This is a genomic window from Sorangium sp. So ce385, from assembly GCF_051474135.1.
Taxonomy (GTDB): Bacteria; Myxococcota_A; Polyangia; order Polyangiales; family Polyangiaceae; genus Sorangium; species Sorangium cellulosum_D.
Window position 1 is genome coordinate 12,261,377 of sequence record NZ_CP150337.1, and the last position, 17,530, is coordinate 12,278,906.

General features: G+C 71.9%; 11 protein-coding genes. 8 read left to right on the forward strand and 3 right to left on the reverse strand.

Annotated elements, in window-relative coordinates:
• Positions 1-48: 48 nt before the first annotated feature.
• The 7 genes from WME83_RS44885 (at position 49) to WME83_RS44915 (ending at position 9,662) form a co-directional block, all read left to right on the forward strand.
• On the forward strand, positions 49-1,152 hold the full coding sequence (locus WME83_RS44885) for a UDP-N-acetylmuramate dehydrogenase (RefSeq protein WP_437315855.1): 1,104 nt from the start codon (positions 49-51) through the stop codon (positions 1,150-1,152).
• A 243-nt stretch (positions 1,153-1,395) separates the two neighbouring features.
• Complete coding sequence (locus WME83_RS44890; protein ID WP_437315856.1) at positions 1,396-3,822, forward strand: type VI secretion system Vgr family protein; 2,427 nt, start codon at positions 1,396-1,398, stop codon at positions 3,820-3,822.
• A gap of 82 nt (positions 3,823-3,904) precedes the next feature.
• Positions 3,905-7,000: a DUF2169 domain-containing protein gene (locus WME83_RS44895; protein WP_437315857.1), complete on the forward strand. Its 3,096-nt coding sequence runs from the start codon at positions 3,905-3,907 to the stop codon at positions 6,998-7,000.
• On the forward strand, positions 6,993-8,084 hold the full coding sequence (locus WME83_RS44900) for a pentapeptide repeat-containing protein (RefSeq protein WP_437315858.1): 1,092 nt from the start codon (positions 6,993-6,995) through the stop codon (positions 8,082-8,084). The genes WME83_RS44895 and WME83_RS44900 overlap by 8 nt, the downstream gene beginning before the upstream one ends.
• A gap of 7 nt (positions 8,085-8,091) precedes the next feature.
• Positions 8,092-8,742, forward strand: a complete 651-nt coding sequence (locus tag WME83_RS44905) for a DUF3540 domain-containing protein (RefSeq protein ID WP_437315859.1) — start codon at positions 8,092-8,094, stop codon at positions 8,740-8,742.
• A gap of 6 nt (positions 8,743-8,748) precedes the next feature.
• Positions 8,749-9,123, forward strand: coding sequence for a DUF4150 domain-containing protein (locus WME83_RS44910; RefSeq protein WP_063823701.1), 375 nt, complete (start codon positions 8,749-8,751; stop codon positions 9,121-9,123).
• A gap of 68 nt (positions 9,124-9,191) precedes the next feature.
• On the forward strand, positions 9,192-9,662 hold the full coding sequence (locus WME83_RS44915; RefSeq protein WP_437315860.1) for a hypothetical protein: 471 nt from the start codon (positions 9,192-9,194) through the stop codon (positions 9,660-9,662).
• Positions 9,663-9,710: 48 nt separating this feature from the next.
• Here the strand turns inward: WME83_RS44915 and WME83_RS44920 are convergent, their stop codons facing one another.
• Positions 9,711-11,477, reverse strand: coding sequence for a trypsin-like serine protease (locus tag WME83_RS44920; protein WP_437315861.1), 1,767 nt, complete (start codon positions 11,475-11,477; stop codon positions 9,711-9,713).
• 427 nt (positions 11,478-11,904) lie between these two features.
• On the opposite strand from WME83_RS44920, the gene WME83_RS44925 reads away from it, so the two are divergent.
• A complete protein-coding gene (locus tag WME83_RS44925) occupies positions 11,905-15,024 on the forward strand; it encodes a tetratricopeptide repeat protein (RefSeq protein ID WP_437322114.1) in 3,120 nt (1,039 codons plus the stop codon).
• 32 nt (positions 15,025-15,056) lie between these two features.
• Here the strand turns inward: WME83_RS44925 and WME83_RS44930 are convergent, their stop codons facing one another.
• Both WME83_RS44930 and WME83_RS44935 read right to left on the reverse strand, forming a co-directional pair.
• A complete protein-coding gene (locus tag WME83_RS44930; protein WP_437315862.1) occupies positions 15,057-16,625 on the reverse strand; it encodes a sigma 54-interacting transcriptional regulator in 1,569 nt (522 codons plus the stop codon).
• Positions 16,626-16,748: 123 nt separating this feature from the next.
• Positions 16,749-17,348: a hypothetical protein gene (locus tag WME83_RS44935; RefSeq protein ID WP_437315863.1), complete on the reverse strand. Its 600-nt coding sequence runs from the start codon at positions 17,346-17,348 to the stop codon at positions 16,749-16,751.
• Positions 17,349-17,530: the final 182 nt, after the last annotated feature.

The window sequence follows — 17,530 nt, forward strand, 5'->3', positions numbered from 1 at the left end:
CTCGACGTCCGCGAGTCGGTCCCGCTGGCCCCGCTCACGACGCTCGGCGTGGGCGGCCCGGCGCGCTTCTTCGCCGAGGCGGCCGACGAGGCCGCGGTGGTCGAGGCGTTCCGCTTCGCCGAGGCCCGCGGGGTGCCGCTGTTCGTGCTGGGCGGCGGCTCGAACCTGCTCGTCGCCGACCGCGGGGTCGACGCGCTGGTCTTGCGCGTCCGCGTCCGCGGCGTCGAGCTCGCGGGCGGGGAGGACGCCGCCGGCGACGATGGGCGGGGCCCGCGCGTCCTCGTGCGCGCGGGCGCGGGCGAGGGCTGGGACGACCTCGTGGCGCGGGCGGTCGCCGAGGGCTGGGCCGGGGTCGAGTGCCTGTCGGGCATCCCGGGCGACGTCGGCGCGACGCCGATCCAGAACGTGGGCGCGTACGGCCAGGAGGTCGCGGAGACGATCGCCGAGGTCCGGGCGATCGACCGCGCGACCGGGGCGGCCGTCGCCATCGCCGGGGAGGATTGCGGCTTCGGGTACCGCGACAGCCGGTTCAAGCGCGCGTGGCGCGGGCGGTACGTCATCACGGCGGTCACGTTCGCGCTGCGCCCCGGCGGCGCCGCCACGGTCCGCTACCCCGAGCTCCAGCGGGCGCTCGCCGTGCCTCCCGGGGGGGCGCCGCCGCCGCTCGCCGAGGTGCGCCGCGTCGTGATCGCGCTCCGCCGCGGCAAGTCGATGGTGCTCGATCCGGCGGACGAGAACGGCCGGAGCGCGGGGTCGTTCTTCATGAACCCGACGCTCGAGGCCGGCGCGGCGGCGGGCGTCCTCGCGCGCATCGAGGCCGCGGGCGTGCTCGCGCCCGGCGAGGCGATCCCGCGGTATCCGGCGGGCGAGGGTCGGGTGAAGCTGTCGGCCGCGTGGCTCATCGAGCGCGCCGGGTTCGCGAAGGGGACGCGCCACGGCGCCGCGGGCATCTCGACGCGCCACACGCTCGCGCTGGTGAACCGCGGCGGCGCCACCGCGGCGGAGCTCCTCGAGCTCGCGCGGCGCGTGCGGCGCGGGGTGCTCGATCGGTTCGGCGTGGCGCTCACGCCGGAGCCCGATCTGGTCGGGTTCGCGCCCGGCGACATCGACGATCTGGTCGGCGGCGCCCACGCGGCCGACCAGGGCCGCTGAGGCGCCCGGCGCGCCGGCGCCCTCGCGACGCGGCCACGCGGCGCGGCCATCGAGCGCGCCGGCGAACACGTGGAATTCCGCCGCACGAGCGGATCCCGGCGAAACATCGCCGTTACAGTGACCAGCGCCGTCCTGGACGACAGCAACTAGGAGGCATTCCGACACACGATCGCCACAGAGCCCCTCTACGCTCCACGGCGCGTTCTTGTCCTTGCCGCCGCTCCTCACCCTCCAAGGCTCCCCATGCCCGACATCTTCGTCGTTCAATCGAGCGCCCTGCCCTCGTCCACCAGGCTCGTAGCTTTCCATGGCACCGAGGGTATCTCGAAGCTCTATCGCTTCGAGCTCTACCTGGTGATGACCAATGACGTCGGCCATAGCTTCGATATGGCCGCGGCCGTGGGCCAGCCGCTGACCCTCTCTCTGCAGCGGAGCGAGAGCGAGAACAGCGGCGACTCGACCTTCGTTCGAAGCGGCGTCCTGGGCAGCATCGAGCTCTTGAACGACACCGCCGGTCGGTGCGTCTTCCGGGCCACCCTGGTCCCGCGCCTCGCCTTGCTGGCCATGGCGTTTCACAGCCGCATCTTCACCGAGAAGGCCATCCCGGAGATCATCCAGAGCGTCCTTCAAAAGGGCGGCGTCACGGACTGCACCCTCCAGCTCCAGGGCGCCTATGTCGCCGAAGAGCATGTCTGCCAGTACCGCGAGAGCGACTACGCCTTCATCACCCGGTGGATGGAGCGCGAGGGCATCTACTATTACTTCGAGCACAGCGAGGGCGGCGAGACGCTGGTGCTGGCGGACGATCGGTCGGCCCATCAGCCGTATGGCGGCAAGCCCGTTCGTTACTACCCGCAGCCCGGCGGCGCCAACACCGCGAAGGACTCCTTCTACGCCTTCACCTGCCGGCATGAAGCCGTGCCCGGCGCGGTCCGCCTCAAGGACCACAACTACGCCAACCCGGCCGTGCCGGTCACCGGGCAGGCGCTGGTCTCTCCCAGCGGCTTCGGCGAGGTCAGCCTGTTCGGCGCGCGCTTCTTCTCGGCGGGCGACGGGGAGCGGCTGGCGCGGGTCAAGGCCGAGAGCCTCGCCGCGACCAGCGTCGTCTACCAGGCGATTGGCAACGCGGCGACGCTGCTCCCTGGGTTCACCTTCGAGCTCGACGAGCATCCGCGGGCCGCATTCAACACGAGGTATCTGGCCATCGAGGCCGAGCACTGGTGCATCCAGAACCGGGACATGCCCGAGCTCAGCGAGCTCGTGTCGTGGCGCGAGAACTACCGCATCGAGGGCAAGGCCATCGCCGCGACGGTGCAGTTCCGCGCGGCGCAGGTCACCGCGTGGCCGCGCATCTACGGCACCGAGCCCGCGGTCGTGGACGGCGCGGCGGTCAGCGAGTACGCGCAGATCGACACCCATGGCCGCTACCGGATCAAGTTCCACTTCGACGAGAGCGACCTGACCGGGGGCAAGGCGTCGACCTGGGTCCGGATGCTCCAGCCCCACGGCGGCGGCATCGAGGGCTTCCACTTCCCGCTGCGCGCCGGCACCGAGGTCATGTGCGCCTTCGAGGGGGGCGACCCGGACCGGCCGGCCATCGTCGGGGTCGCGCCCAACGCGCTGACGCCGAGCCCGGTCACCTCGGGGAACAACACGCGGAACGTGATCCAGACGGGCGGGCGGAACCGGCTCGAGATCGAGGACCAGGCCGGGCAAGAGCGGATCACCCTGTCGACGCCCCACGCGAACACCTACATCCGGATGGGGGCGCCCAACGCCGGCTCGACCTATGAGGTCAAGACGAACGGCCACGCCTTCACGTGGATCGGCGGCTCCTCCGAGAACATCGTGGGCGGCAACCGGACGGCGATCACCGTGGGGATCTCCGAGAGCATCGTGGGGGGCTTCGCCCTGAGCATGGTCGGGGGGTACTCCGGGAGCTTCGTCGCCGGATACTCGCAGAACGTGATCCTGGGCTACCGCGACACGCGCATCCTCGGCAACGAGTCCACGAACGTCTACGGCAATCGAAAGACCCGCATCAAGGGGACCCGGAAGACGACCATCGGCGGCGACAACACGACCCTGCTCATGTCCAACCGCGAGCTCACCGTCAGGGGCAACAGCGACTTGACCATCTTCGGGAAGCGCGACACTCATATCCGAGGCCGCGACAAGGGCGTCTTCGACAACGGCCGAGAGACGACGGTCTTCGTCAAGAACAAAACGACGATCAACGGCAAGAGCGAGACCCGCGTCACGGGGACGCGGGACACCGAGATCGTCGGCCGCGCCACCAGCGACTTCCGCGGAGGGCGAAAGACCACCGTCCTCGGGGCAAACGAGACGACGATCAGGGGTAGTAGCACCACCGAGATCTTCGGCCCCAGAAAGACCACGGTCACCGGGAAGAGCGAGAGCACCATCAACGGCATCGCCGAAGGCACCGTGACCGGTCTCTACAAGACCAAAATCGGGTCGCGCGTCGAGGTCATCAACGGAACGAAATACGAGAACATCAAGGGGCTGGCATTCAAGAAGGCCCCTAACGAGATCAAGGAGCTGAGCATATCGAAGATCAGGGCGAAGGGCTACAACGCCACATACGAGATCATGATGATCAAGACCCACCTCGGCCTCTCGAACGCGGATTTGCACATTCTGAAGTGATCCGCTCGCCACGCACCGAACCGGCTGGCGCGCATCGCTGAGCCGCGCGACCCATCGAGCCCGCTACCCTGGAGTCCGTCGGATGAAGATCGTCAAACCCATGCGCCTCGGGGTGGTGCCGAGGGTCTTCATGAACCAGCGCACCCCGCACCTCCTGATCACCGCCTTCGTCGGCTTCTCCTACGAAAGGCCGGCCCGGCTGCTCTACGAGCCGACGGTCTGGACGATGGCCACGGAGGAGCTCGGCAAGGATGGCCTCCTCGACGAGCTCAATCCGAAGACGCGGGGCGAGCTCCTGGTCACCGGACGCTGCTATCCGCCGGGGCGCGTCGCTCGCCCCGCGAGCTCGGTCCGCGTCCAGCTCGGACCCATCGACAAGAGCCTCTACGTCGTCGGCGACCGGACGTGGGGGATGCTCGGCATGTCGGACCCGGCGCCGTTCACCGAGATGCCCGTCACCTGGCGGAACGCGTTCGGCGGAAACGGCTTCGCCAAGAACCCGCTGGGCAAGGGGCATGGCGACAGGAGCGCGGCGCTCCCCAACATCGAGTCGCCCAAGCACCTGATCCACGCGCGCGGCGACCGCCCGGCGCCCGCCGGCCTCGACGGGTACGACGTGACCTGGCCCCAGAGGTTCTCCAAGATCGGCACCCACGACGCGGCGTGGCGCAACGAGTGCTTCCCGGGCTTCGCGCGGGATCTGGACCCGACGATGTTCAACATGGCCCCGGACGACCAGCAGATCGACGGGTTCTTCCGGGGCGACGAGACCTTCGTGGTCGAGAACATGCACCCCGACAAGCCCCGGATCGAAGACGCGCTCCCCGGGGTCGCGACCCGATGCTTCGTCTGCCTCAAGACGCGCGACGGGGTGGAGGTCCGCGAGCCCGCCATGAAGCTCGACACGGTGCGTCTGTTCCCGCACCGCGAGCGGGGCGTCGTCCTCTTCCGCGGCGGCCTCGAGATCGCCGAGGACGACGCGAAGGACGTGGTGGCCCTGCTGGTCGCCTGCGAGGCCATGGGCGCTCCGAGGCCCGCGGCGTATTACCATGAGTACCTGACGCCCCGGCTCGGCCCCCGGAACCCCGATCTCCCGGACGACGAGGATGACGTGCTCATGCCCGAGCCCGAGGATCCGGACGCGCCGCCGCTGCCCGATGACAGGCTCTCCGGGTTCGCGTCGAGGCTCCGGCGGCAGGGGTTCCTGGGAGGTACGCCGGATCGAGCCGTCAGGCGCGCGGCCGCTGCCGCGGCCGGGGCCGGCGTCGTCGCCGCCGGTGCCCGCGAAGCCGGAGCAGAGAGCGACCCCGACATCGAAGAGATGGAGGCCGACCTCCGAGCGATGGGGATCGACCCCGAGCAGCTCGATGCCGCGGCCGACGAGGACGCGGCGGAGCCGGTTTGGGACTTCGCCGAGGGCGAGGACGAAGAGGAGCGCCTCGCGTGGTCGGAGTCCGAAGCAGGCACGGGGGTGGACCACGAGGCGGACCCGGCGTCGATCGAGCCTGCGGCCGCGACTGCGACCACCGACCCGGATGACGATGCCGAGGACGCCGAAGCGCTTCGCCAGGAGGAGGCGCTCGCGGCGTGGGCCAAGAAGCGGCTGCGGGACCATGGCCTGGAATCAGAGGCAGATTTCTCCCAGCAAGGCCCCGCCGATGACCCCGAGCCCCTCGATGAGTCCGAAGAGGCCCTGGTCAGCCTGGTCGAAGGCAAGGCCCGCGCTGCCGTGCACATGCACGGGGTCGACGTGGGCGCGATGCTCGCGAAAGCGCGTCAGCAAGCCTCCGAGCGTCCGAGCGAGGTCACGGTGTCTCAGGTCCGCGAGCGCGCGCGGCAGACGCTGGAGAGCGAGGGCGTCGCGCCAGAGAAGACCGAGGAGCTGCTGTCGGGGCTGGATTGGCGAGCGCTCGAGGAAGGGACCCGGGCCGACGATGACGCCGATCTCGACGGCGACGACGACCTCCCCGACGACGCCCGCGCCGTGGCCGAGGAGCCCGCCGAGGCCCCCCTGCCGGAGGACGATGGCTGGGGCGGTGAGGCTGCGGACGACGAGGACGTCGCGTTTGCCGAGGGGCTGGACGAGAAGGCGCCCGCTTTCGCCGGGTGGGGCGAAGACGGGGCGCGGCTCGCGCACCTCCTGCCGGCCTCCGCGGCGCTCGACAGCGCGGAATCTCTGCGACTTCGCCGCGACGTGGAGGCCGGGCACAAGGAGGGGCGGAGCTTCGCGGGGTGCGACCTCACGGGCGCCGACCTCTCCCACCTCGACCTCGAGGGGATCGACCTCTCGGGCGCCGTCCTCGAGTCGGCCTTCCTCACCGGGAGCGTCCTGCGAAGGGCGAACCTCACGGGAGCCGTCCTTGCGCACGCGAACCTGGTGGGCGCGGATCTCTCGGGGGCCAAGCTCGACGGGGCCAACCTCGGTTCGGCGTGCCTGCGGGACGTGAAGGCCGGCGGAGGCGTCGATCTCCGCGGGTCCGTGCTCGTCAAGGCAGACCTCTGGGGAGCGGACCTGTCCGGCGCCAATCTCTCGGGCGCCGACCTCTCCGAGGCGAACCTCTGCGACGCGAACCTGGAGAAGATCGTCGCGGAGAAGGCGACGTTCCAGAACGTGGACCTCACGGAGGCGCGCCTCGCGGGCGCGCGGCTCTCGGGGAGCACGTTCAACGAGGTGAACGTCACCGAGGTCGATTTCACCGGCGTCGACCTGAGCTCTGCCACCTTCATCGCCGCCGAGGGCGACGGCGCGGTCTTCCGGAGCGCCATGGCGAAGGACCTCGCGATCGTGAAGGGCTCGTCCTTCGCGGGCGCGGACTTCGGCGGAGCGACGCTCGCCGGCGCGAACCTCATGGGGACGCGCCTCCACGGCAGCAACTTCGCCGACGCCGACCTGCGCGGCGCGCTGCTCAACGAGGCCGACCTGACCGAGGCGAACCTGGATCGCGCGAACCTCGTGGAGGCCATGTTGATGCGCGCCGACCTCACCAGGGCGTCGCTCCACGCCGCGGACCTGAGGGAGAGCGTCCTGAGCTCCGCGTGCGTCCGCGGGGCCAGCTTCGAGAAGGCGAACCTGTTCGGCGTGTGCGCCGACCGGATGGTCGGAGACGACGACACGCGCTTCGCCGGCGCCAACCTCAAGCGACTCCGGATGATACCGGCCGAGAGGCAGCATGGATAGGGAAGCGCTGCGCGCGCTGATCGAGCAAGGCGAGGTCGTCTCGGAGCTGGACCTGTCGGGCCGCGATCTCTCGGGGATCGACCTCTCGGGCGGGATCTTCGAAGACGTCCGCTTCGCGAGCGCCAACCTCACCGGCGCCAAGGTGCGCGAGGCGATCTTTCACCGCTGCGACTTTTCGGGAGCCAACCTGAAGGGGCTCGATTTTCACCTCGGCAGCGCCGTGAGCTGCACGCTCGCGGGGGCTGTGCTCGGGGACGCCTCGCTGGTCGGAGCGAGCTTCTCGGACTCGAACCTCGAGTCGGCCGATCTGACCGGAGCCGATCTCTCGTTGACCGAGATCGCGCGATCCAGCCTCAAGGGCGCCCGGCTCGTCCGCGCCAACCTGACCGACGCCGCCCTGTTCCAGGCCGAGACGGGCGGCGCGGACTTCTCCCAGGCGAACCTGACCAAGGCGGTCCTGTTCCGCCAGGACCTGTCCCAGGCCACCCTCACGGGCGTCACCCTCGTGGAAGCGATCCTGGTCGAGGTGCGGATCGGGCCCAAGGACCTCCGGGGGATGGACCTCAGCGGGGCGCAGCTCACGAACGCCGATCTGCACGGCTGCGATCTCTCCGGGGCCAACCTGACGCAATGCAGCTTCAAGGGCGCCAACCTGACCGGGGCTCGCCTGGATGGCGCCAGCGCCCCTACGGCCGTCTTCGTCGAGGCGGCCGTGATGAACGCGAGCCTCACCAAGGCCGACCTGACCCAGACGCTCTTCGTCGATGCGCGCGTGGACGCCGCGAACTTCTCGGGCGCGCGGCTCGAGATGAGCGTCTGGCACCGGGCGAGCTGCCCGGGCGCCCGCTTCTCCGGGGCAGACCTGAGCCACGCGGACCTCTCCCACGCCGACGTGTCGTTCGCCGATTTCTCCGACGCGACGCTGTCGCGCGCGCGGCTGCACCGCGTGACGGACAAGGGCACGGTCTGGCCGCTGAGCAAGGCGATGGCGCACGGCGACGACCAGGAGCTCAAAGAAGCAGAAGACTGGCAGGCCAACGTTCTCGGGAGGCCTGCCGGCGGTCAACGCACCCCTCACTCATGAGGAAACCATGCAGAGCGTAGCAAGGATGAGACAGGTCGAGCGGGGAGCGACCGGCGGACACGGCGCGGTGCTCCGGTTCGACGGCTCCGCGTACATCGTCGAGACCGACGACGGCGAGGTCCGCGCGAAGCGCGCGACGAGCTGTCTCCTGGAGCCCGCCACCGGAGACCTGGCGCTCCTGGCCGTCGTGAACGGCACGCATTACATCCTCGCCGTCCTCGAGCGAGAGGAGGGCGCGCCCTCGCGCCTCGTCTCCGAGGGGGATCTCCAGATCCGCCTGCAGAGCGGCTCGCTGGGCCTCTCGGCGCCGGACGGCGTGCACGTGCAATCCGGCAAGGACCTCTCGATGGTCGCGTCGACGTTCCGTGTCCAGGCGAAGGAGGGGCACGTCGCGCTGGGGTTGTTCTCGTTCGTCAGCAAGGTGGTCCGCGGCGAGGTCGACCGGGCCAAGCTGGTCGGCCGGAGCCTCGACGCGCACCTCGAGCGGCTGATGCAGCGGGTGAAGCGCTCCTACCGCATCGTGGAGGAGGCCGACCACGTGCGCGCCGATCGCATCGACTACGCGGCCAAGGGCAACCTCGCGATCCACAGCGAGAACGCCAAGATCACGGCGTCGCACCTCGTGAAGATCGACGGCGACCAGATCCAGGTAGGGTGACCAGAGATGTGTTTTGCTAGCACCTCGGGCGGTGGACTCGACTTTGGCGTCCCGGACGTCTGCTTGCCGGGCCCCATCCCGTACCCGAACATGGCATCTCGAACCATGGCGACGTCCGTCGCGTACAAGGTGATTCTGGGGCGCGGCCCCGCCCATACGCTGGCGACCGTCATTCCCATCTCCATGGGCGACAACCCCGGGATCCTCGGCGGCGTGATCTCCCGTCGCAACATGGGCCCCTCGCGGCGCCTCGTCCCCTATCCCAAGCTGCTCTTGCAGAACAAGCCGGCGGTGCGGCTCGGTGCCACGGGCATTCAGAACCAGATCAACGTGAACGGGACCACCATCGCCCCGAGCCAGGTGAAGGTCCTGCTGCTCTGACGCCCGCTCGGTCGTCCGCGAGAGCGACCCCAAACCCCGCGCAGTTCTGCCCGGTGAGGGACACAAGCATGGCCATCAACGAGCACGCCCGCATCCGCCTGGCGATCATCCAACAAAAATTCGGCAAGCGCCTGACCCGAGGCGAGAGCGGCGCTGACGTGGCCGACCGGCGCGGGCGCTTCAAGGGCGATCTCCGGCGGATCCTGGCCGACATCATCGCGCCCACGTTCAAGGCCATCGGCGATGAGCTCGCCGCGTCGGGCCACGCCTACCGGATCGAGCATGACGTGGGCGAGCAGACACCGAGCATCGAGCTCCACGTGCTGCTCCGGGGCGTGCCGGCGGACGCCAACAACCTGATCCGCCTCTTCTACAACGCCGAGGCCGAGGGCGATGGAGAGGTGATCGCCGAGGTCAACGTGCACCAGACGTTGACCGAGCTCACGCGGTTTCGGGTGCTGTCCAGGATCACCCAGGAGGTGGCGGAACAGATGTGCGTGGACGCGATAGAGCACATCTTCGCCTGCAACGCCCGCTGAGCGGCCGGCGGAGCGGGGCCCCGGAGGCGGGGGCCCCTGCTCGGCAGCTCAGAGCCCGGCGTCGTGGAGCAGGCCCTTGATCGCCCAGCTGCTCTCGACCTGGCGCGGGTACAGGTCGCCGACGAAGTGAGCGCCGTGCATCAGCCAGATGGCGACCTGGCCGTTCGTGTGCCGAAAGACGATGTCGTCGCGGCGATCGTGATCGAAGTCGCCGACGCCCTGCACCTGCCAGGCGAGATCGCCCGGCCCGTGCGCGTTGTTGTACGAGGGCGCGTCGAAGCCCTGCTCGCCGCCGAACCAGATGGCGAGCTGGCCGGTCGCGTCGCGCCACAGGATGTCCGAGCGCAGATTGCCGTCGAAGTCGCCGATGGCCTGCACCTTCCAGTAGAGGCTCGGGTCCTGGCCGCCGGGGGTCGCCTCCCCCACCCGGATCGCGCCCGACATGAACCAGATGGCGACCTGGCCGTTCGTGTTGCGCCACAGGATGTCCGAGCGCCCATCGCCGTCGAAGTCGCCGACGCCCTGCACCTGCCACGAGGTGTGGACCGGCGCGGGTTGGTTGCTATAGCCGGGATAGGCGGCCTGGGCGGCGTCGCCGGTGAACCAGATGGCGAGCTGGCCGGTCGCGTCGCGCCACAGGATGTCGGAGCGCCCGTCGCCGTCGAAGTCGCCGACGCCCTGCACCTTCCAGTAGAGGCTCGGGTCCTGGCCGCCGGGATAGCCCTCCCCGACGACGGCCCCGTCGCGCATGAACCAGAGGGCGACCTGGCCGCTCGTGTGCCGCCAGAGCAGGTCGCTCTGGCCGTCGCCGTCGAAGTCCCCGGAGCCCTGGATCTGCCAGGAGAGGCTCGGGTCCTGGCCGCCGGGGTAGGCCTCGCCGACGATGTCGCCGCCGTCCATGAACCAGATGGCGACCTGGCCATTGGTGTGCCGCCAGAGCAGGCTGGTGCTGGCCGAGCAGGAGCACGTGTCGCCGTCGCCGCCGCACTGGTTCCAGCGCGACGACGGGCACATGGATGATTTGATCCAGTCGAACTCGGAGCCCGTCGTGACCCCCTTGCTGACCCAGCCGTGGCTCACCGTCCACGTGTGCATCGAGTGGACGGCGTAAAGCCGGCTCGCCTCGACGTTCAAGACGGCCCCGCCCGAGTCGCCGCTGCAAAAGACCTGGTCATTGAAGCGCAAGATGTCGTGGCCGTCCTCGTACCCGCCGACCACGGCGGCGTCGAAGTTCAGCGTGCCGAAGGGCCCGCTGCAGTCGGCGCCCGAGTGCCCGAAGCCGGCGATCGTGACCCTGGAGCCCTCGGCGGGGTAATCGCTGGCCACGATGAAGGGCTTCACGTGCGCCGGCGCGACGCCGTTCAGCTTGATGATCGCGACGTCGTGCTCGATGTGCCTCTCGGTCCAGGAGGGGTTGTAGTCCGGGTGGATCTCGGCCAACCCGCTCAGCACGCGCGGGCGCGCGCCCGGCGCCGCCGGGTCGGGGCGAAAGGTCACCGTCGCGGCCGAGGAGCAGCCGTTGCCGCCGACGTAGCCCTCCTCGCAGAAGCAATGCGCGGCGGTGAGGACCGTGTCCGCGGCGATGACCATGCCCGAGCAGCTCCCCTGCGAGGTCGACACCTTCACCATCGCGAGCAGATCGCTGGGCCCCGCCGGCGTGGGGTCGACGATCGGCAACGCGACCTGGGCCGTCGCCTCGATCGGGGTCGTCTCCTCGACGTCGCCCGCCGCGCCGGGGTCGGCCGCGCAGGCGGCCATCGGCAGCGCCAGCAACGGACACAGCCAGCGCCGTCGGCGAACGTGCGTTTGCGTCATCGGCTCAATCCTCATTCCGCTACCCTCCTTCACCTCGCCCGATGTCGTGACGCCCGAAAAGGACGCGCGTCTTTGGCCCTGGCGCGCGCGCTCGGCTCCTCGGTCGTTGGCGGGCGTTCAGCCGGTCTCTTCGGCTTCGGCGACGCGTTCAGCAACGCACGTGCCGGGTCGGAGGAACGCGCGTGAGCGGGAGAAGCGTGATTTCCGGCCTCTTGCGCGCCCGTCGCCTGGAGCGAGCTGTCTCCCCCGAGGACCAGGTGTCTCCTCCACGGAGACAGGGCAGGTGAGGCATCGCGTCCGGGCCGGAGCGCCAGCGCGACGAATCCCTGCGGTTCATCCACGCTGGAGCGCTCGTCGGGCGCTCGCCGCGGCGGGACCGTCGGCTGCCACGCCGGCCGGCGCGCGGCCGTGGTAGAAGCGCCCCGTGATGTCGGGGGAAAGCGCGGTCGTTTGCCGGCGCTGCGGCGCGGAGAACTCCCCGTTCAACCCGCGCTGCGCCCGCTGCGGGGCGCCGCTCTCGGAGGAGCCGGACAGGCGCGCCGAGAGCACCGTGGATCTCTCGTCGAGCGGCGGGGGCGCGGCCCCGGGCTCACCGCCCGATCCGTTCGCGAGCACGGTCCTGCCGCTGGGCCGGACGGCCCCCGCCGAGGCGGCGCTCCCCGGCGCCGAGGCGGCGCCCGATCTGCGCCCGGGCGCGAGGCTCGGCCGGTTCGAGGTGATCGACCTCCTCGGCCGGGGCGCGATGGGCGTGGTGGTGCGGGCGCGCGATCCGGTGCTCGGCCGCGACGTCGCGATCAAGGTGCTGGGGCCCGAGGCGCTCGGGCGCTCGGGGAACGCGCAGGCGCGCGCCCGGCTCGTGCGCGAGGCGCAGGCCATGGCGAGGATCAAGCACCCGAACGTGGTCACGGTGCACGAGGTCCTCATCGAGGGCGCGCAGGTGCTCGTGGTGATGGAGCACGTGCAGGGCCGGACGCTGCGCGCGTTCTGCGCGGAGGCGCGGCGCCCGACCGCTGAGCTCGTGGCCGCCTTCCTCCAGGCGGGCGAGGGGCTCGCGGAGGCGCACCGCGCGGGGCTCGTCCACCGCGATTTCAAGCCCGACAACGTGCTCGTCGGCGAAGACGGCCGTGTGCGCGTGACCGATTTCGGGCTCGTGGGGCTCGCCGGGCGCGAGGACGCGGCCGCGACCACCGCGCCGAGCCCCGCCGCCACGCCGAGCCCCGCGGAGACCACCGCCGACGCGAGCCCCGCCGCCGCGCCCACCGCGCCGAGCCCCGCGGACGCCCTCACGCGCGCGGGATCGATCCTGGGGACGCCGGCGTACATGGCGCCGGAGCAGCACCTCGGGCAGCCCGCGGACGCGCGGGCCGATCAGTTCGCGTTCTGCGTCTCGCTGTGGGAGGCGCTCGCGGGCGAGCGGCCGTTCGGCGGCGAGACCTACGGCGAGCTCCGCGCGAACGTCGCGGCCGGTCGCCCGCGCGAGCCGCCGCGCGGGGCGATCCCGGCGTGGATCCGGCGGTGCCTCGGGCGCGGGCTCTCGGTCGACCGCGACGCGCGCTACCCCGACATGGACGCGCTGCTCGCCGCGCTCAGGCGCGATCCGGCGGCGGCGCGGCGGCGGGGGCTCGCCGCGGCGCTCGGGGTCGCGCTCGCGGGCCTCGCGGCGGTCGGGCTCTGGCAGCAGCGCCCCGGCGGCATCTGCGAGGGCGGGGAGGCGAGGCTCGCGGGGGTCTGGGACGAGGCGACGAAGGCCAAGGTGCGCGCGGCGTTCGCCGGCACCGGGCGGCCGCACGCGGAGGACACGTACCGCCGCGTGGAGGGCGCGCTCGACGCGCGCGCGCGCGCCTGGGTCGCGATGTACGCGGACTCCTGCGCGGCGACGCGCGTGCGGGGCGAGCAGTCGGAGCGGCTCCTCGATCTGCGGACCGCGTGCCTCGAGCGGCGCCGCCAGGAGATGACGGCGCTCACGGCGCTCTTCGCGCGCGGGCCGGACGCCGAGGTGCTCGATCGATCGGTGCAGGCGTCGCTCGCGCTCCCGGGCCTCGCGGGCTGCGCGGACGCCGGCGCGCTCACCGCGGCGATCCCGCCGCCCGAGGACGCCGCGGCGCGCGCGCGCGTCGGCGCGCTGCGCGGCCGCGTCGCCGAGGTGCGGGCCCTCGTCGAGGCGGGCAAGATCGGCGAGGCGCTCGCGCTCGCGCGGCCGATCGCCGACGAGGCGCGGACCGTGGGCTACGCCCCGATCGAGGCCGAGGCGCTCCTCGCGCTCGGGCGAGCGCAGCGGGACGCGCACGACACGAAGGCCGCGGAGGCGACGCTCGGCGAGGCCGCGCGCGCCGCCTCCCGGGCCCGGGACGACGCCGTCGCGGCCGAGGCCTTTACCCAGCTGCTCTACGTGATCGGCTACCAGGAGGCCCGGCACGAAGGCGCGCTCGCGCTGCGGCTCGCCGCCGAGGGGGCGGCCGAGCGCAACAGCGATCCCGCGGCGCGCGCGCGGCTCTCGGGCACGCTGGCCCTCGTCCTCAACGAGCAGGGCAAGCACGGCGAGGCCGCGGCGCTCGCCGAGCGCGCCCTCGCCGGCTTGAAGGAGGCCCTCGGCCCGGACCACCCCGACGTCGCGATCGCCGAGAGCCGCCTGGGCAACGTCCTCGTCCGCCTCGAGCGGTTCGACGACGCCGAGAGAGCCTTCCAGCGCGCGCGATCCCTCCAGGAGCGGATCCTGGGCCCCGATCACCCGACCGTCGCGCTCACCTTCAACAGCCTGGGCCGCGTCTTCACCGCCCAGAGCCGCAACCGGGAGGCGCTGCCGTTCATCGAGCGCGCCATCGCCATCCAGGAGAAGGCGCTCGGCCCCGATCACCCGTTCCTCGCGGCCTCCATCAGCAACCTCGGCAACGCGCTCGTCCGGCTCGGGGAGACCGAGCGAGCCCAGCGCGCCCACGAGCGGGCGCTCGCCATCCGTGAGCGGGCGCTCGGCCCCGATCACCCCGACGCGGCGACCTCCCACAACAACCTGGGGGCCGTCCTCCACATGCAGGGGAAGGTCGCCGAGGCGGCGCCCCACTACGCGCGGGCGCTCGCGATCAGCGAGCGGGCGCTCGGCCCCGATCACTCGAGCCTGCCCTCCACGCTCGCCAATCTGGCGAGCGTGCTCGTCGCACAGAAGAGCTTCGCCGAGGCGCTGCCGCACCTCGATCGCGCCCTGGCCATCCAGGAAAAGACCGTGGGCCCGGGCTCGATCGGGGTCGCGTCCACGCTCACCGGGATCGCCTCCGCCTACAACGAGATGGGCAAGCCGGCCGAGGCGCTCCCGCGCGCCGAGCGGGCGCTCGCCATCTACGCGGCGAAGGACAAGGGCGTCCCGCCCCTGGAGCTCGCGGACACGCGCCTCCACGCGGCCCGGGCGCTCTGGGGCGCCGGGCGCGATCGGAGGCGCGCGATCGCCCTCGCGATCCAGGCGCGCGACGCCTACGCGGCCGAGGAGGGGGAGTACGCGAAGCTCGCGCTCGCCGAGGCGAAGGCGTGGCTCGCGGCGCACGGCAGCGCGCGCTGAGGAGCGGGCCCGAGGGGCGGCGCTCGCCGCGGCTACCCGCCGCCGTCCGCCCGGTGCCGCGCGAGGAGCTTCTGCAGGTAGGTGCGGTTGAGCCCCGACGCGCGCGCCGCCTGCGACACGTTCCCGCCGTGCCGATCCAGCAGCGCCGCGAGGAACGCTCGCTCGGCCTCGGCGGCGCCCGCCTCGCGCGCCGCCTCGAGTTCGTCGGCCGAGAGCTTCGAGAAGCGCGGCGCCGGCGCGGATCCGGCGGCCGCGGGGGCCGCGGCCCCGGCCCCCGCGGCCGCGGCCCCGGCGGTCGCGGCCCCGGCGGCCGCGGCCGCCGTCAGATCGGGCGGGAGCAGATCCACGTCGAGCACCGGCCCCGTCGCCAGGATGCACGCGCGCTCCACCGCGTGCGCGAGCTCGCGCACGTTGCCCGGGTACGCGTGCTCGCGGAGCGCCCGCTCGGCCCGCGACGTCCACCGGGGCAGCTCGCCGGGGCGCTTCCAGGAGGCGCGGAGGAAGTGATCGACGAGCAGCGGGATGTCGCCCGCCCGCGCGCGCAGGGGCGGGATCTCGACCTCGATCACCTTGAGGCGGAAGTACAGGTCGCGCCGGAACTTCCCGGCCTCGACGAGCGCCGGCAGATCCTGGTGGGTCGCCGCGATCACGCGGACGTCGACCCGCTCGGTCCGGTCGGATCCGACGCGCTGGATCTCCCCGAACTGGAGGAAGCGGAGGAGCTTCGCCTGCACGTCGGGCGCGATCTCCGCGACCTCGTCGAGGAAGAGCGTCCCCCCCTGGGCCGACGCGATCCTCCCCACGCGATCGCGGTCGGCCCCGGTGAACGCGCCCCTGACGTGGCCGAAGAGCTCCGACTCGAGGACGGTCCCAGGCAGGGCCGAGGTGTGCAGCGTGACGCAGGGCTTGCCGCGGCGGCGGCTGTTCACGTGGAGCGCGCGGGCGACGAGCTCCTTGCCGGTGCCGGTCTCCCCGCGGATCAGCACGGTCGCGTCCGCGTCGGCGACCTGCGCGACCGTCTTGAGGAGCGCGATCATCCTCGGGTCCTGCGCGACGATGCCCTGGAAGTCGTGGCGGGCGAAGAGATCGCGCTCGAGGCTCTGGGTGCGGCGGCGGAGCGCCTCGCGCTCGATCGCCCGCTTCAGGAAGAGCCCCGCGAGGTCGGCGAACTCGGCGACGAAGCGGAGCGCCTCGTCCCCGGCGCCGCGGGTCCCGTACTCCACGTAGACGGTGCCGTAGACCTCGCCGCCGTGGGCGAGGGGCACCACGAGCACGGAGGACGCGCCCGACGCCTCGAGGCTCTCGATGAGCGCGAAGCGCGGCGCGTCGGCCTCGCGGGACAGGCGGACGATCTGCCGCGTCTCGATGGCCTGCCGCACGAGGCCGCGGCTGAACCTGCGCTCCTCGTCGGTGATCGTCGCCCGATCGAAGCGGACCGCGAATCTCTGCTCGTAGGACCCCCCCTCGCGGACGACGATGAAGCCGCGGTCGGCGCCCGTCGCCTCGATCACGAGGCCGAGCAGGAGCTCGGGGGTCCGGACGTCGTCGTCCTCCGAGAGGAGGATCCGCACGATCTTGAGGAGCGCGGGGTAGAGATCCATGGCGGCAGCGCCAGGGTAGAGCGTGCGGACCATCACCGCGAGCGCGCCGCGACGAGCCCCGGCGCGGCGCGCGGATCGAGCCGCCGGGGACACGGGGACGAGACGGACACCGGGGCGGGAGCCCTACCCGCCTCGACGCGCCGACAGGGCCAGCAACGGCTCGTCGCCGAGCAGCGCCATGTGAAGCATGAACGTGGCCACCATCCGGCTCGGATCACAGGTGAGCGCGTCCGTCTCATCATCGACATCGCCGTAGATCAGCGCGCAGCGCTCGAGGTCGCGATCGAGGACGAAGCCCTCGAGCAGCCGCGCGAGCGGCGTATCCAGGGCGCTCCGAAGCGAGCGAGGCAAGTCGCTCGCGGGGAGGTCTTCGAGGCGCACGACGCCAATGAAATCTGCGCGAAGCTGCTGCCAGAGGGGCTCCGGGAGCAGCTGGAACACGGAGTCCCCGATTCCATCGTCGATCGGAGACGCGTTGATTTGCACGCAGAGGGCGCTGTCGTCCGTCAGGGGGAACCGCCCCCAGACACGCTCGAAGTCCCGCATGCCCTCAGGCGACTTCCAGCCGGGGAACGTGAGGAACTCGCAGTAGAACCTCGCCTGGGCGGCCGCCTCGGCCATGGCCCACGCCTTCGCGCGGAGGAAGCAGCGCTGATCGTGGTAGGAGCGCAGCCGAATCCTGTATTTGAACACGAAGCCGAGCCTGCCGATCTCTTGGTTCATGGCGCTCCATTCGCATTGTCCGGAAACGCGCCATCTCGGCTCGACGCGTCGAGCTCGCACGGACGCGCTTCGCCCCTGACGCGCGCCTCGTCGCGCGTTCCGTCGCGCGTTCCGTCGCGCGTCCCGCCGCGCCCCGCCGCGCCCCGCCGCGCCCCGCCGCGCCCCGCCGCGCGTTCCGTCGC

Bases quoted from the DNA above. Each gene is read 5' to 3' on its own strand.
- WME83_RS44890 (WP_437315856.1), top strand. From the start codon at position 1,396: ATGCCCGACATCTTCGTCGTTCAATCGAGCGCCCTGCCCTCGTCCACC.
- WME83_RS44935 (WP_437315863.1), bottom strand. From the start codon at position 17,348: ATGAACCAAGAGATCGGCAGGCTCGGCTTCGTGTTCAAATACAGGATT.
- WME83_RS44915 (WP_437315860.1), top strand. From the start codon at position 9,192: ATGGCCATCAACGAGCACGCCCGCATCCGCCTGGCGATCATCCAACAA.
- WME83_RS44910 (WP_063823701.1), top strand. From the start codon at position 8,749: ATGTGTTTTGCTAGCACCTCGGGCGGTGGACTCGACTTTGGCGTCCCG.
- WME83_RS44930 (WP_437315862.1), bottom strand. From the start codon at position 16,625: ATGGATCTCTACCCCGCGCTCCTCAAGATCGTGCGGATCCTCCTCTCG.
- WME83_RS44905 (WP_437315859.1), top strand. From the start codon at position 8,092: ATGCAGAGCGTAGCAAGGATGAGACAGGTCGAGCGGGGAGCGACCGGC.
- WME83_RS44920 (WP_437315861.1), bottom strand. From the start codon at position 11,477: ATGACGCAAACGCACGTTCGCCGACGGCGCTGGCTGTGTCCGTTGCTG.
- WME83_RS44895 (WP_437315857.1), top strand. From the start codon at position 3,905: ATGAAGATCGTCAAACCCATGCGCCTCGGGGTGGTGCCGAGGGTCTTC.
- WME83_RS44925 (WP_437322114.1), top strand. From the start codon at position 11,905: ATGTCGGGGGAAAGCGCGGTCGTTTGCCGGCGCTGCGGCGCGGAGAAC.
- WME83_RS44900 (WP_437315858.1), top strand. From the start codon at position 6,993: ATGGATAGGGAAGCGCTGCGCGCGCTGATCGAGCAAGGCGAGGTCGTC.